This is a genomic window from Kosakonia sp. H7A (assembly GCF_003028445.1).
Lineage (GTDB): Bacteria > Pseudomonadota > Gammaproteobacteria > Enterobacterales > Enterobacteriaceae > Kosakonia > Kosakonia radicincitans.
The window spans coordinates 477,891-491,839 of the sequence record NZ_PYTZ01000002.1 but is presented as its reverse complement, the minus strand read 5'-3'; the positions used below and the strand labels follow the sequence as shown (position 1 = coordinate 491,839).

Genomic DNA, 13,949 nt, shown 5'->3' with positions numbered 1-13,949 from the left:
TTGAGGTTTGACATGTATACGAAATCGGGAACTCAGGCTTATGCCCAGGTCGGCGTGGAAAGCGCCGTTCTGAGTGCCAGCCCACATCAACTCGTGGTGTTGCTTTTTGATGGCGCCTTGAGCGCCATGAAAAAGGCCGCGATCCTGATTGAGCAGGGAGATATTCCCGGTAAAGGACGGGCGCTTTCACAGGCTATAAATATCATTACCAACGGCTTGCGGGCCGGTCTTAATCACGAAGCCGGTGGTGAGATCTCCGCAAATCTGGACAGTCTTTATGACTACATGACACGACGTCTTTTACAGGCAAATCTCCACAATGACCTCTCCGCCATTGATGAAGTATCGAAGTTGTTGAGCAACATCGCTGATGCCTGGAAAGAAATTGGCCCCAATAATCAAAACTCGCGGGACACTTACTAATGGAAGCAAATCTCGGGTTGCTCCACCACTATCAGCAGCTGTTGGTCGCCAGCCGCACCATGCTTAACCTCGCGAAGGAAGGGCGTTGGGACGAACTCATCGAACATGAAGTGAAGTACATTAACGCTGTGGAGAAGTTAGCACAGTTCCAGGATGCCGGAGAAATTGCGCCTCAGTTGCAGGCGCAAATTCGGCCGCTGCTGAAGCAAATTCTGGATAACGAAGTTGTGCTGAAAGAACTGTTAAACGAACGAATGGATGAACTGCGGACATTGGTTAGACAGACATCTCGACAACATAACCTGCATTCGACATATGGACGCCTCTCTGGAAATATACTCTTCCCGAATGAGATCTAATCTCAGAACAGGCGGGTGACGTTTTAAACACCTCGCCCGCACTGTTCTCTCCTGTTACCCCTGTTTCCCGAGTCTCAGGAACATGGCAACGGGTTTTCCTTGCTATCCCCCCAGTTTTTACCTTCCACTAAAAATGCAGGCTGTCGCCAATGCAGGCGTGATCCCGTGCGTAAAATCCACAAACATCCGCGATATCTGCGTAGGGAAAAAAGGAAGGGGACGTAATGTGCCGGGCAGTAGCACCCGGCGCTACCTTATTTGCTGATGTCCAGCCCGGCGGCAGTCAGCGCGTTCTGGCACTCAACCGTCGGTTTATCGACGCGTTTGAGCGTCATGCCATCAAATTCCAGTGTATTACCTTCGTGGTCGAGCGGGTAAATATCCCGTTTTTGCGTCACGTTATATAACGTGCTGCCATCACGCATCAGTTTGCCCGGTACGGCAATGACCCGCTGCCACTGACGGCAATCCAGCGTGTCCCCTTCGGGCGTGACAATCAGGCTGGCTATTGCTTCCGGGCTGACCAGTTTGCTCTGCGGGCCTGCCGATTGCCAGTAACCCGCCAGACCTGCCGGTGCAGGCTGTTTTACCACCGCGTTGTAATCATCCACCTGTACGCAGCCGCTGAGCAGTAGCGCCGCGCCAATAATCACTCGCTTTTTCATTATTTATCCCGATCGCGAAGAAAAAAATATTGTGGCATTAAAGCATTATCATCGCCACCCTTCTCCGGTGCGAAGAAGTTTGATCTGCACCAGGGTTTACGCCCTTTTTGCGTTAGTTTGTCATTTGCCACGTGTATCATTCGCCTTCTTTAATTACTGCCTTCTGAGTTCAGAGGTTTTCACTATGTCATGGCAATCCTTTAAGGAGCGTTTCCTGATTCGCTTCTGGTCCCCGATTCCGGCCGTTATCGCCGCCGGTATTCTCTCCACCTACTATTTCGGCATCACTGGCACTTTCTGGGCGGTGACGGGCGAATTCACCCGCTGGGGCGGCCAGTTGTTGCAACTGGCGGGCGTTCATACAGAAGAGTGGGGATACTTCAAATTGATCCATCTGGACGGCACGCCGCTGACGCGTATTGATGGCATGATGATCATCGGTATGTTTGGCGGCTGTTTTGCCGCCGCGCTGTGGGCGAATAACGTCAAGCTACGTTTTCCGCACAGTCGCATTCGCATCGCCCAGGCCATTGCTGGCGGCATTATTGCCGGTTTCGGCGCCCGGCTGGCGATGGGCTGTAACCTTGCCGCCTTCTTCACTGGCATTCCACAATTTTCGCTGCATGCCTGGTTCTTTGCCGTTGCCACGGCGATTGGCTCATGGTTCGGCGCGCGCTTTACGCTGCTGCCCATGTTCCGCATTGCGGTAAAGATGCAGAAAGTTTCTGCCGCTTCACCGCTGACACAAAAACCGGAGCAGGCAAAACGCCGCTTCCGCATCGGTATGCTGGTGTTTATCGGCATGGTGGGCTGGGCGCTGCTGACGGCGATGAATCAGCCGAAACTGGGGCTGGCGATGCTGTTTGGTGTCGGTTTTGGTTTACTGATTGAGCGGGCGCAAATCTGCTTCACCTCCGCATTCCGCGATATGTGGATCACCGGGCGTACCATGATGGCAAAAGCGATTATTTTTGGTATGGCGGCGAGCGCGATCGGCATCTTCAGCTATGTGCAACTGGGGATGGAACCCAAAATCATGTGGGCCGGGCCGAATGCGGTACTCGGCGGGCTGCTGTTTGGCTTCGGGATTGTGCTGGCAGGCGGTTGTGAAACCGGCTGGATGTACCGCGCAGTCGAAGGTCAGGTGCATTACTGGTGGGTCGGGCTGGGCAACGTTATCGGCTCGACGATCCTGGCCTGGTTCTGGGATGACTTATCCCCTTCCCTCGCCACCCACTGGGATAAAATCAACTTGCTGAACACCTTTGGCCCGCTCGGCGGCCTGCTGGTGACCTATGCGTTGTTACTGGCCGCGCTGCTGTTTGTCATTGGCTGGGAAAAACATTTCTTTCGCCGCAAAACACCGGCGCCCGTGAAGGAGACTGCATGAACATTGTGCCCGATTACCGCCTCGATATGAGCGGTGAACCCTGTCCTTATCCGGCGGTAGCCACGCTCGAAGCGATGCCACAACTCAAAAAAGGGGAGATTCTGGAGGTGGTGAGCGACTGCCCGCAGTCAATCAATAACATTCCGCTGGATGCCCGCAACCACGGTTATACCGTGCTGGATATCCAGCAGGATGGCCCGACCATCCGCTACTTGATTCAGAAGTAACGCAACAGGCTGGCTCACCTGCAAACGGTGAGCCAGCAGCCGATAACGCTCAACCGACGAAATGGTGGATCTCGCCCCACTCATCCATAAACATGCAGCGGTTGCGCCCGGTCTGCTTACCGCGATACATCGCCGCATCGGCACGTTTTGCCGCCTCGTCCAGTGACTCTTTGGCCTGGACTTTGGTTAACCCAACGGTGACCGTAATATGCAGTGCTTGATCGTCACAATGCAGGGTGGTGTCGGCAATGGTATTGCACAGCCGCAGCCCGGTCAGGCACGCCTCTTTATAAGATGGCGCGCGCAACAAAATGATAAATTCCTCACCGCCATAGCGGTACGCATTATCGTCATCGCGGATGCCGTCGCGTAATAGCTGCGCGAGACCGCGCAATACGCTATCGCCAATCAGATGGCCGTAAGTATCGTTAATATTTTTAAAGCGATCGATATCCAGTAATAACAGGTAAATATTTTGTTCCGGGGCGCGTATTAATTGCTGTACAAATGTTTCATCCAGCATTCTTCTGCCTGGCAAGCCGGTGAGAATATCGATCCCGCTACGCATATTTAATAAATAACTTTTATAGGTTGTCACCGCGCTGGAAAACAGAGCCAGATGCTGTTTAAAGTCGGTGAAATGTTCGGCCGTCACGGTTTTATTCTGGATGGCGAGCATCATCTGGCGACCACTGTCATGCATGCGCATATGTGCCTCGCTAATCGCCTGAATACATGAAGATTCCTCCTCTCCCATCGGTTGGTGATGATGCAGCCAGGTTCCAACACGACAGTGTTTATGCGCGTACGGATAAATAATATCTGGCTGTTCAAAGGCATTATTTACCACACAGGAAAACATATTCACCAGCCAGTCATAATGGGCATCAACAGAATAATTAAGATCGGCCAGAATAGTGTCAATCTGGCAAGTTTTACGGTACATAGTTGCCCTCCGCGTCAGCTAATTTTAGGGCTGCTAGTGTATGCAATTGAAGTTAGCTTTTTGTAAAGATCATTAAGACAGGGCAAGAATTAATTATTTCAGCGGGATAAATATTTACGAAAAGCACGCCGGAAGGTGGCCGCTCATTACCCAGGGCACGACATAATATTTGCCGGTGCAACGCCAGTGAGTATTTTTCATTCAAAGAGATTACCGGTTATCAGCGCCGGGCTACGGTAATTCCTCGTACCAGCGTTTTGCCCGCAGGGAAATCATTACGGGCTATATGTATTGGGATAGTGTATTGTTGCAGCCCATTCATCAGGAATTACTCTATGCCACCACGGAAAGATTCAAAAAACAATCGCAACTTTCTTACCAAATGTACCTGCCCTCACTGCGCTATGCAGTCAGAACATAGCTTCACCCGAGTCCAGAAAGGTTCAGCACTGATGTGCCCCCATTGCAGCAAGATCTTCAAGCAAGACAAACCTGCTTACGCCTGAAATCAGCAACCTCAGTGGATACCGGTCGGCATTTAACGACCGGTTTTAACACCCGCACAAAATCCTGCCGCCGCACATAGAGAAAAACCCCGCCAGAGCGAGGTTCTTACGTTGCCCCCATGCCACACGAAAAGCGCATTAATTAACTGTTGGTTGCATCCTATAAAAAATACATGTTGTCCTGTATGAGAGAAACGAAGCCCATGATCAGCTCCGTTGGGGTTGAACATAAACCAGAGCTTATCCTGAGCATTGTGCGAAGTGGTATGGCGGAAATTGTGCGTATGGATTTGATCCAGTCATTGGCCTGAGCCTGCGACCCGTTGAAATTGACGGCGGCGAGCTGACGTACAAACTCGCCTGTCGTGACAACACGACGGTCGGAAGGCTCAACGTGGATAACCGGGTAAAACGCAGGGATAATGCCAGAACGCCACAGCATGATCAAAACCGCCAGATACACTGTACATACATGCAGCATTAGCAACTGGGGATTGTAATCAAGCGGAACGAGAACTTTCGTTTTTAATGCCTGAAGATCAAGAAGAAGTCTCCTACGGGCTTAATGAATTGTCAGAAATCATTTATAGTGGTTATCCAAAATCACAATGTCTTGATAAAGGACGCATCGATTGCTCTCTTTATCAATAACTTGGTTTGTCTGGTCAACTGGCATCTTCTGTTTTTTTGCTGGTCACAGGCCGTTCAAGGGATGATCAGGCAAAAGGTGCTCTTAAGTGTCTGGCCACCTTTCTGTGGCCAGAGATGGAATACAGCTATGACAAAGCCAGGGAAAATGCCTGCCTAAGTAAGTTATTCAAATAATGTTAAATCTATTTAGCCGTTATGTATCTGTTGGCGTGGTAAACACAGCAATTCACTGGCTTGTTTTCGGGTTGTTAATCCACTTTGCATCAATGACTCAGGCGACGGCAAACCTTATAGCATTCTGCGTCGCGGTAACCTTCAGTTTCTTTGCAAATGCAAGGTGGACATTCAAGGCCAGGGCCACTTCCTCAGGATATATCATGTTTGTTTTGTTTATGGGGTTCATGGCAGGCTTAACTGGCTACCTCTCAGACATGATGAAAGTACCTCCTTTGATTACACTTGCTGCTTTTTCCGCCATTAGCCTGGCGTGCGGTTTTATTTATTCAAAACTCATTGTCTTTAGGAATACGAAATGAAAATCTCGTTGGTCGTTCCGGTCTTCAATGAAGAGGACACCATTCCAATTTTCTATAAAACGGTGCGTGAATTTGAAGGACTAAAACAACATGAGATTGAAATAGTCTTTATCAACGATGGCAGCAATGATGCAACTGAATCAATCATCAATGCGCTCGCTGTTGCTGACCCGCTGGTTACCCCTCTTTCATTCACACGTAACTTTGGTAAAGAGCCTGCGCTTTTTGCAGGCCTTGACTATGCGACAGGTGATGCAGTAATACCAATCGATGTAGACCTCCAGGACCCTATAGAGGTCATCCCTCACCTTATTGAAAAGTATCAAGCGGGCGCAGATATGGTGCTGGCAAAGCGCTCCGATCGCTCTTCAGATGGCAGGATGAAACGTAAAACTGCGGAGTGGTTTTATAAACTTCACAATAAAATCAGCAACCCGCAGATCGAAGAAAACGTCGGAGATTTTCGCTTGATGTCTCGTGAAGTGGTGGAAAATATTAAATACATGCCAGAACGAAATTTATTCATGAAAGGCGTGCTTAGCTGGGTGGGAGGTAAAACTGACGTAGTGGAATATGCGCGATCCGCGCGAATAGCCGGGACGTCAAAATTTAATGGTTGGAAGTTGTGGAATCTTGCACTGGAGGGGATAACCAGCTTTTCTACGTTCCCACTGCGTATGTGGACATATATAGGACTTTTTGTAGCCGGGCTTTCTTTTTTATACGGTGCATGGATGATAATCGACACCATAGCTTTCGGGAATCCAGTACGCGGTTATCCATCCATACTGGTTTCGATATTGTTTCTTGGGGGCGTTCAACTGATAGGGGTTGGAGTTTTAGGAGAATATATCGGAAGAATTTACATTGAGGTTAAAGGGCGACCGCGCTACATCGTAAAACATCAATTTGAAAGGAAATGAGGTCGATAAGGGTAACCATGAATAATTATAACTTCAACAATGAAACGTCGCTTAAGTGGCTTTTATTTATTTTTGTTTTTGTTGTTATCACAGTTTTTTTTACAGCTATTCACCCTTTAACCATCATATCAGGTGATGACTGGTTCAACCTTTCTCTAGGACGTCAGGCTTATCCTCAATGGAGTGGCTTTAACCCGACAAAGGTTGTGCCTGAAGTATTATTTCCTTTGTTTGGTAATATTGCATCATCAATTATTATGCCGCTGGGATTCACTTTCCTGCAATCTGTTGCATACATTACAGCCATTTTAGTCGCTTCTCTTACTGTTTTATTCCTGTATCAATTTTATATGCTTCTCAGGGAGAAGATGGACTTCTCTGCTTACGTAAGCTCTTTGCTTGTCATTTTTTATCTGCTTTGTTTATTCGGTATGTTCCGCACACTGGACAACAATAGCCCATATTTGCTATGGGAACAGAACATTACCTGCTATTACCATTACATCGTTCCGGCGCTAATTAACGGCTCTCTTGCAATTTACTTCCTTAGAAAAGAAGTTCATGCATTGAGAGTTGTTAGCGAGAATCGGGTGACTGCAGGAATGCTAGTTTTTGCGATTTATCTGTGTGTTCTCTCAAATATATTTGCCAGCGTTTTTCTCGCAATTCTGTGTGGTGTGATAGTGTTTGTGGAGCTCATTAGCCGCAGATACAAAATTATAGAGACAATTAAAGCGTACCCTTTTCATGTCGTAACTATTGTTATGTGGGTTATATCTGCTGTATTTGAAATGAATGGCGGACGAGCTGAAATGATGACTAAAGGTCACATGAATATTTCAGCGACTATCAATGCCTTCGCGTCTCTCCTTAAACTTTCTGAAAGAACATTCATGGTGGTAATGGCAATTGGAGTTATTTTTGGTGCGGTATATTTGCTGAAGGGTAGCGACGAAAAATCGAATAATGGTCGTTATGTGTTCTGGGTGTGCATCCTTTCGGGTCTTATTACTACAGTAGCTCTTATTCTTGTCTGCGCGAAAGCAAGCACCAACTATGCCGCACGACCTGTAGTTATGTGGGGCACATTCATGTATCTGATAATCGTCGCAAGCATAGGTATCGGATATCTGATTGCTGTATTCAAGCCCGTGAACTACATCGTGCCGATCGTTGTTCTTTGTCTGGTAAACAAAACTACTGATCAGAATCATTCGCTGCGTGAATCGCATAATGGCAATGTCCCGTTTGCCGTGGCTAATGCGATAAGTCAGAATATGATCGACCAGGTAAAAACAGCGGTTAATGCCAATCAGAGAACCATGGAATTGCATGTTCCTAAAGGTGATGATAACGATAACTGGCCTTTTCCGGTTACTCGTGGAAAAGCTATTTCTGAGACACTTAAATCAAACGGATTGATTCCGAGGAATATTGAGATCAAAATTCTGCCAGACAGAGAGATGAATGCTAAATATGGCATGCCTATTTAATGCCAATGCTGGCTCCGATTAAGAGCCAGCAGTTACTTTCCCTTAAATTTCTCAAAGAGGCTCTTCTGAGCTATAAATGAGTGGATGTTGTCTCGGTTGGTATGTTGGTACCGTAGATGGCGATTCGTACCCATGCAGAACAGGCAGGGACAGAAATAACAGTAGCACATTCGGCCAGGATGCCATCAATACTGACACTGTACTGGGCTAATGCAGCAGACTGCACGGTAACAGTCTGCTCTTCATTAAAGAATGATTGTCTGGATCGTTGTTGATTACAACGGGAAATGCGAGTACGTATGTGACGTAAGTTATTATCAGAAAGTTATCAATAGTAACTCTATAGAAGTCCCTCGCCCGTCAGACCTGTAGCAAAAAGCCCAACTGAGTGGGTTTTTTGCTATTATCCAATCTAAAAAGGCTTCGTATACTTTCCAATTTCAGGCGCACTCAAAGTGTCTGATAGGGCCCACCAATGCCTCACGCGCCAAGCTTAGACCTGTAACTACCTAACAAATCGTAAAATTACAAAAACTAAACCTGCATATTCATGATGTCCTGATAAGCAGACACCAGTTTATTACGCACCTGAACGCCCATTTGCAACGAAATGGACGATTTTTGCAGATCGGTCATCACGTCATTCAGCGCCACGCCCGGTTCGCCGAGTGTGAATTTCTCTGCCTGCACACGTGCTGCGTTTTGCGTGTCGCTGATGCGATCCAGCGCAGCATGCAGTTGCCCGGCAAAGCTGATTGTCGGTTCGCTCTCCACGCTCTGATTGCGCGCAACGCCGGCAGTTGCCTGCAACTGGCTGATGACGCTTTCAATGCCCTGTATAGCCATTATTTTTCCCCGGATGGTTTGATACTGGACAAGGTTAACAGCTTGTCAATGAGATAATGGCGGTAAATAGCGACAAAAAACCAGGTTATTTGGCGCATAGAAAATTGGGAATCATCAAATAATGGCATTGCCATGTTAATGGATAAATGTCGAGTTTGCCGACCCGGGAGTCTGTTTTGTTTCTCAACTCAAATAACAACATCCACCCAGAGTTACGAGGTGCGCAATGAGTGCGACTGCAACAACTGCACCGCAGAATAAATCTCTTGAGTGGCTTAACCGCTTACGCGCGAACCCCAAAATCCCTTTAATGGTGGCCGCCGCAGCAGCCGTCGCCATCGTTGTTGCTATGGTGCTGTGGGCCAAGAGCCCGGATTACCGGACGTTATTCAGCAACTTATCCGACCAGGATGGCGGAGCCATTGTCACGCAGTTGACCCAAATGAATATCCCTTACCGCTTTGCCGATGGCAACGGAGCGATTGAAGTTCCGGCGGATAAAGTGCATGAACTGCGCTTGCGTCTGGCGCAACAGGGTCTGCCGAAAGGCGGCGCAGTGGGTTTTGAACTGCTGGATCAGGAAAAATTCGGTATCAGTCAATTTAGCGAGCAAGTGAACTACCAGCGTGCGCTGGAAGGTGAACTGGCCCGCACCATCGAAACACTTGGCCCGGTGAAAAGTGCCCGCGTGCACCTCGCCATGCCGAAACCATCGCTGTTTGTTCGCGAACAAAAATCTCCTTCCGCCTCTGTCACCGTTAATCTTCAACCGGGTCGCGCCCTGGATGACGGCCAGATCAGCGCGATAGTACATCTGGTTTCCAGCGCAGTGGCAGGTTTGCCGCCGGGTAACGTAACGGTCGTTGATCAGGGCGGTCGTCTGTTAACGCAGGCCGGGACAGCCGGTCGCGATCTGAACGACGCCCAGCTGAAATATACCGCTGACGTTGAAGGCCGTATCCAGCGCCGTATCGAAGCCATCCTTGGCCCTATCGTCGGTAATGGCAACGTACACGCGCAGGTTACCGCTCAACTCGATTTCGCCAATAAAGAGCAAACGGAAGAGCAGTACAGCCCGAACGGCGGCGATCCGGCGCAGGCGGTTCTGCGTTCACGCCAGGTAAACACCAGCGAACAGATTGGCGGCCAGTATCCTGGCGGTGTTCCGGGGGCGCTCTCTAACCAGCCCGCGCCAGCGAACAGTGCGCCGATCACGACGCAGAATAACCAGCAGAATGCGCAAGGTCAGCAAGGCACCAATACCTCCACCGCGAACAGCAGCAATGTGGGGCCGCGCAACACCACGCATAACGAAACCAACAACTACGAAGTTGATCGCACCATTCGTCATACCAAGATGAATGTCGGTGATATTGAACGTCTCTCCGTTGCCGTGGTGGTGAACTACCGCACGCTGGCAGATGGTAAAACGGCCGCACTGACCGCCGATCAGCTGAAACAAATTGAAGATTTAACCCGTGAGGCGATGGGTTACACCGAAAAACGCGGTGATACCCTCAACGTCGTCAACTCGCCGTTTAACGCAACGGACGATATCGGTGGTCAGCTCCCGTTCTGGCAGCAGCAGTCGTTTATCGACCAGCTGATGTCCGCAGGCCGCTGGTTACTGGTACTGATTGTTGCCTGGCTGTTGTGGCGTAAAGCGGTCCGTCCGCAACTGGTGCGCCGCCAGGAAGAAGCGAAAGCTGCACAGGAAGCTGCACAGGCACGAGCCGAAATTGAAGAGTCGGTGGAAGTTCGCCTGAGTAAAGACGAAGTGAACCAGCAGCGTCGTTCTAACCAGCGCCTGAGCGCAGAAGTGATGAGCCAGCGTATTCGCGAAATGTCAGATAACGATCCGCGCGTCGTGGCGCTGGTCATTCGCCAGTGGATGAATAACGAACATGAGCAATAATCTTTCCGGAACAGACAAAAGTGTCATCTTGCTGATGACCATCGGCGAAGACCGCGCAGCAGAGGTGTTTAAACACCTCTCTGCCCGCGAAGTTCAGCATCTGAGTACCGCGATGGCCAGCGTGCGTCAAATCTCCAACAAACAGTTGATGGACGTATTGCAGGAGTTTGAGAACGAAGCGGAACAGTTCGCGGCGCTGAACATCAACGCCAACGACTACCTGCGTTCGGTGCTGGTCAAAGCGTTGGGCGAAGAGCGTGCTTCCAGCCTGCTGGAAGATATTCTCGAAACCCGCGATACCACCAGCGGCATCGAAACGCTCAACTTTATGGAGCCGCAGAGCGCCGCCGACCTTATTCGCGACGAACATCCGCAGATCATCGCCACTATTCTTGTGCACCTCAAACGTTCTCAGGCGGCAGATATTCTGGCGCTGTTTGACGAGCGCATGCGCCATGACGTGATGCTGCGTATCGCCACCTTCGGCGGCGTACAGCCTGCCGCGCTGGCGGAACTGACCGAAGTACTGAACAACCTGCTCGACGGCCAGAACCTCAAACGCAGCAAAATGGGCGGCGTGAGAACGGCAGCCGAGATCATCAACCTGATGAAAACCCAGCAGGAAGAAGCGGTTATTACTGCGGTTCGCGAGTTCGACGGCGAACTGGCACAGAAAATTATCGACGAGATGTTCCTGTTCGAAAACCTGGTGGACGTGGACGACCGCAGTATCCAGCGCCTGCTGCAGGAAGTGGACTCCGAGTCCCTGCTTATCGCCCTCAAAGGCGCCGAGCAGCCGCTGCGCGAGAAGTTCCTGCGCAACATGTCCCAGCGTGCTGCCGATATCCTGCGCGACGACCTCGCCAACCGTGGCCCGGTGCGTCTGTCTCAGGTGGAAAACGAACAGAAAGCGATCCTGCTTATTGTTCGTCGTCTGGCGGAAACCGGCGAGATGGTAATTGGCAGCGGCGAGGATACCTATGTCTAACGAATTGCCCTGGAAAGTCTGGACGCCGGACGATCTGGCACTCCCGCAGGCTGCCGAGTTCGCTCCCCTGCTGATGAACGAGAGTGCATCAGAAGACGCCGACGAGGAAGAAGACGTCTTATCCGAGGAGCAAAAACAGCAGCAGCAACTGGCACAGATCCAGATGCAGGCTCACGACGCGGGTTACAACGCTGGACTCGCGGAAGGACGTAAAGCGGGACACGATGTCGGTTACCAGGAAGGGCTGGCGCAGGGCCAGGAGCAAGGGCTGAATCTGGCTCGCCAGCAGCAGGCTCCACTTCATGCGCGGATGCAACAACTGGTCAGTGAATTCCAGTACACCCTGGATGCGCTCGACAGCGTGATTGCCTCCCGTCTGATGCAGATGGCGCTGGAAGCCGCTCGCCAGGTGCTGGGACAAACGCCCTGTGTCGATAACAGTGCGCTGATCAAACAGATTCAACTGCTGTTGCAGCAGGAGCCGCTGTTCAGCGGCAAGCCGCAACTGCGCGTTCACCCGGACGATCTGCAACGGGTAGAAGAGATGCTGGGCGCGACGTTAAGCCTGCACGGCTGGCGTCTGCGCGGCGACCCAACGCTGCATCCGGGCGGCTGTAAAGTTTCCGCCGATGAAGGCGATCTTGATGCCAGCGTTGCAACGCGCTGGCAGGAACTGTGCCGTCTGGCGGCGCCGGGAGTGATTTGATGACTGCGCGCTTGACCCGCTGGCTGACAACGCTTGATAACTTTGAAGCCAAAATGGTGCAGCTCCCTTCTGTGCGCCGTTACGGGCGACTGACCCGCGCTACCGGCCTGGTGCTGGAAGCCACCGGTTTGCAGTTGCCGCTGGGCGCAACCTGCATCATTGAACGTCAGGAAGGCGGCGAAACCCACGAAGTGGAAAGTGAAGTGGTCGGCTTCAACGGTCAACGCCTGTTTCTGATGCCGCTGGAAGAAGTCGAAGGGATTTTGCCCGGCGCGCGCGTTTATGCACGCGGTGCGGTGGGCGATGGTCTACAGAGCAGCAAACAGTTGCCGCTCGGCCCTGCCCTGCTGGGACGCGTGCTCGACGGTGCAGGTAAACCGCTCGACGGCCTGCCTGCGCCCGATACCGGGGAAACGGGCGCGTTGATGACGCCGCCGTTTAACCCGTTACAACGTACGGCGATCGAGCATGTGCTTGATACTGGCGTGCGCGCCATTAACGCCCTGCTGACGGTAGGTCGTGGTCAACGTATGGGGCTGTTTGCCGGTTCCGGCGTCGGTAAGAGTGTGCTGCTTGGCATGATGGCGCGTTATACCCAGGCTGACGTGATTGTCGTGGGGCTTATTGGTGAACGTGGCCGTGAAGTTAAAGATTTTATCGAGAACATCCTTGGCGCTGACGGTCGCGCCCGTTCTGTAGTGATCGCCGCGCCAGCGGATGTTTCTCCATTGTTGCGTATGCAGGGCGCTGCCTACGCCACGCGCATTGCTGAAGATTTCCGCGACCGCGGTCAGCATGTGCTTCTGATCATGGACTCTCTGACGCGTTATGCCATGGCGCAGCGTGAAATTGCGCTGGCGATCGGCGAACCGCCAGCAACCAAAGGTTATCCTCCTTCTGTCTTCGCCAAATTACCGGCGCTGGTGGAACGTGCGGGGAACGGCATTCACGGCGGCGGCTCGATCACCGCTTTTTATACCGTCCTCACCGAAGGGGATGACCAGCAAGATCCTATCGCGGATTCTGCGCGCGCGATTCTTGATGGACATATCGTACTTTCCCGCCGTCTGGCGGAAGCCGGTCATTATCCGGCGATTGATATTGAAGCCTCCATCAGCCGTGCAATGACCGCGCTAATTACTGAACAACATTACGCAAGGGTCCGGAATTTCAAACAGTTGCTGTCTAGCTTCCAACGAAATCGCGATCTGGTGAGCGTTGGCGCGTATGCGCGAGGCAGTGACCCAATGCTGGATAAAGCTATTGCATTGTGGCCGCAGCTTGAAGCCTTTCTGCAACAGGGCATCTTCGAACGTGCCGGGTGGGAAGATTCTATACAGTCTTTAGAGCTGATCTTCCCGACAGTATAAGGTAG

General features: G+C 51.1%; 15 protein-coding genes. 12 read left to right on the top strand and 3 right to left on the bottom strand.

Annotation, left to right across the window (positions count from 1 at the left end; genetic code table 11):
- The first annotated feature begins 12 nt into the window (after window positions 1–12).
- A complete protein-coding gene (gene fliS, locus CWM66_RS10325; RefSeq protein ID WP_007371511.1) occupies window positions 13–423 on the top strand; it encodes a flagellar export chaperone FliS in 411 nt (136 codons plus the stop codon).
- Complete coding sequence (gene fliT / locus CWM66_RS10320) at window positions 423–782, top strand: flagella biosynthesis regulatory protein FliT (RefSeq protein WP_007371510.1); 360 nt, start codon at window positions 423–425, stop codon at window positions 780–782. The genes fliS and fliT overlap by 1 nt, the downstream gene beginning before the upstream one ends.
- 254 nt (window positions 783–1,036) lie before the next feature.
- Here fliT and yedD read toward each other — a convergent pair whose 3' ends face one another.
- The gene (gene yedD / locus CWM66_RS10315) at window positions 1,037–1,447 is read right to left on the bottom strand and encodes a lipoprotein YedD (protein WP_072440223.1); all 411 of its coding nucleotides are present in this window, start codon (window positions 1,445–1,447) and stop codon (window positions 1,037–1,039) included.
- A gap of 184 nt (window positions 1,448–1,631) precedes the next feature.
- Here yedD and yedE point away from each other — a divergent pair, with 184 nt between their 5' ends.
- Window positions 1,632–2,837, top strand: coding sequence for a selenium metabolism membrane protein YedE/FdhT (gene yedE / locus CWM66_RS10310; RefSeq protein WP_007371506.1), 1,206 nt, complete (start codon window positions 1,632–1,634; stop codon window positions 2,835–2,837).
- Entirely contained in the window at window positions 2,834–3,064 is a 231-nt protein-coding gene (yedF, locus tag CWM66_RS10305; protein WP_035890239.1) for a sulfurtransferase-like selenium metabolism protein YedF, read from the top strand. The genes yedE and yedF overlap by 4 nt, the downstream gene beginning before the upstream one ends.
- A gap of 49 nt (window positions 3,065–3,113) precedes the next feature.
- On the opposite strand, the gene CWM66_RS10300 is transcribed toward yedF, so the two are convergent.
- Window positions 3,114–4,010 carry a diguanylate cyclase gene (locus CWM66_RS10300; protein WP_107146610.1) on the bottom strand — a complete coding sequence of 299 codons (897 nt, stop codon included), beginning with the start codon at window positions 4,008–4,010 and terminating at the stop codon, window positions 3,114–3,116.
- A gap of 335 nt (window positions 4,011–4,345) precedes the next feature.
- On the opposite strand from CWM66_RS10300, the gene CWM66_RS29250 reads away from it, so the two are divergent.
- From CWM66_RS29250 to CWM66_RS10280, 4 genes are all read left to right on the top strand, one after another.
- On the top strand, window positions 4,346–4,516 hold the full coding sequence (locus tag CWM66_RS29250; protein ID WP_216637202.1) for a YnfU family zinc-binding protein: 171 nt from the start codon (window positions 4,346–4,348) through the stop codon (window positions 4,514–4,516).
- An 824-nt stretch (window positions 4,517–5,340) separates the two neighbouring features.
- Window positions 5,341–5,703 (top strand): GtrA family protein, encoded by a 363-nt coding sequence (locus CWM66_RS10290; RefSeq protein WP_107146609.1) that lies wholly within the window; start codon window positions 5,341–5,343, stop codon window positions 5,701–5,703.
- Window positions 5,700–6,626 carry a glycosyltransferase family 2 protein gene (locus CWM66_RS10285; protein WP_107146608.1) on the top strand — a complete coding sequence of 309 codons (927 nt, stop codon included), beginning with the start codon at window positions 5,700–5,702 and terminating at the stop codon, window positions 6,624–6,626. Before CWM66_RS10290 ends, CWM66_RS10285 begins: the two co-directional genes overlap by 4 nt.
- Before the next feature lie 17 nt (window positions 6,627–6,643).
- Window positions 6,644–8,119, top strand: a complete 1,476-nt coding sequence (locus CWM66_RS10280; RefSeq protein ID WP_146159926.1) for a sodium/proton-translocating pyrophosphatase — start codon at window positions 6,644–6,646, stop codon at window positions 8,117–8,119.
- Window positions 8,120–8,653: 534 nt separating this feature from the next.
- Here the strand turns inward: CWM66_RS10280 and fliE are convergent.
- On the bottom strand, window positions 8,654–8,965 hold the full coding sequence (gene fliE / locus CWM66_RS10275) for a flagellar hook-basal body complex protein FliE (protein WP_007371501.1): 312 nt from the start codon (window positions 8,963–8,965) through the stop codon (window positions 8,654–8,656).
- A gap of 226 nt (window positions 8,966–9,191) precedes the next feature.
- Between fliE and fliF the strand changes: the two genes are divergently transcribed.
- From fliF to fliI, 4 genes are read left to right on the top strand one after another with little or no spacing between them, the layout of a single operon-like run.
- A complete protein-coding gene (gene fliF / locus CWM66_RS10270; RefSeq protein ID WP_007371499.1) occupies window positions 9,192–10,880 on the top strand; it encodes a flagellar basal-body MS-ring/collar protein FliF in 1,689 nt (562 codons plus the stop codon).
- Window positions 10,870–11,868 carry a flagellar motor switch protein FliG gene (gene fliG, locus CWM66_RS10265; RefSeq protein ID WP_007371498.1) on the top strand — a complete coding sequence of 333 codons (999 nt, stop codon included), beginning with the start codon at window positions 10,870–10,872 and terminating at the stop codon, window positions 11,866–11,868. The genes fliF and fliG overlap by 11 nt, the downstream gene beginning before the upstream one ends.
- Window positions 11,861–12,574 carry a flagellar assembly protein FliH gene (gene fliH / locus CWM66_RS10260; RefSeq protein ID WP_007371497.1) on the top strand — a complete coding sequence of 238 codons (714 nt, stop codon included), beginning with the start codon at window positions 11,861–11,863 and terminating at the stop codon, window positions 12,572–12,574. Before fliG ends, fliH begins: the two co-directional genes overlap by 8 nt.
- Entirely contained in the window at window positions 12,574–13,944 is a 1,371-nt protein-coding gene (fliI, locus tag CWM66_RS10255; RefSeq protein ID WP_007371496.1) for a flagellar protein export ATPase FliI, read from the top strand. Before fliH ends, fliI begins: the two co-directional genes overlap by 1 nt.
- The last annotated feature ends 5 nt before the right edge of the window (window positions 13,945–13,949 follow it).

Coding starts and splice junctions, on each gene's coding strand:
- fliS (WP_007371511.1), top strand. CDS start 13: ATGTATACGAAATCGGGAACTCAGGCTTATGCCCAGGTCGGCGTGGAA.
- fliT (WP_007371510.1), top strand. CDS start 423: ATGGAAGCAAATCTCGGGTTGCTCCACCACTATCAGCAGCTGTTGGTC.
- yedD (WP_072440223.1), bottom strand. CDS start 1,447: ATGAAAAAGCGAGTGATTATTGGCGCGGCGCTACTGCTCAGCGGCTGC.
- yedE (WP_007371506.1), top strand. CDS start 1,632: ATGTCATGGCAATCCTTTAAGGAGCGTTTCCTGATTCGCTTCTGGTCC.
- yedF (WP_035890239.1), top strand. CDS start 2,834: ATGAACATTGTGCCCGATTACCGCCTCGATATGAGCGGTGAACCCTGT.
- CWM66_RS10300 (WP_107146610.1), bottom strand. CDS start 4,010: ATGTACCGTAAAACTTGCCAGATTGACACTATTCTGGCCGATCTTAAT.
- CWM66_RS29250 (WP_216637202.1), top strand. CDS start 4,346: ATGCCACCACGGAAAGATTCAAAAAACAATCGCAACTTTCTTACCAAA.
- CWM66_RS10290 (WP_107146609.1), top strand. CDS start 5,341: ATGTTAAATCTATTTAGCCGTTATGTATCTGTTGGCGTGGTAAACACA.
- CWM66_RS10285 (WP_107146608.1), top strand. CDS start 5,700: ATGAAAATCTCGTTGGTCGTTCCGGTCTTCAATGAAGAGGACACCATT.
- CWM66_RS10280 (WP_146159926.1), top strand. CDS start 6,644: ATGAATAATTATAACTTCAACAATGAAACGTCGCTTAAGTGGCTTTTA.
- fliE (WP_007371501.1), bottom strand. CDS start 8,965: ATGGCTATACAGGGCATTGAAAGCGTCATCAGCCAGTTGCAGGCAACT.
- fliF (WP_007371499.1), top strand. CDS start 9,192: ATGAGTGCGACTGCAACAACTGCACCGCAGAATAAATCTCTTGAGTGG.
- fliG (WP_007371498.1), top strand. CDS start 10,870: ATGAGCAATAATCTTTCCGGAACAGACAAAAGTGTCATCTTGCTGATG.
- fliH (WP_007371497.1), top strand. CDS start 11,861: ATGTCTAACGAATTGCCCTGGAAAGTCTGGACGCCGGACGATCTGGCA.
- fliI (WP_007371496.1), top strand. CDS start 12,574: ATGACTGCGCGCTTGACCCGCTGGCTGACAACGCTTGATAACTTTGAA.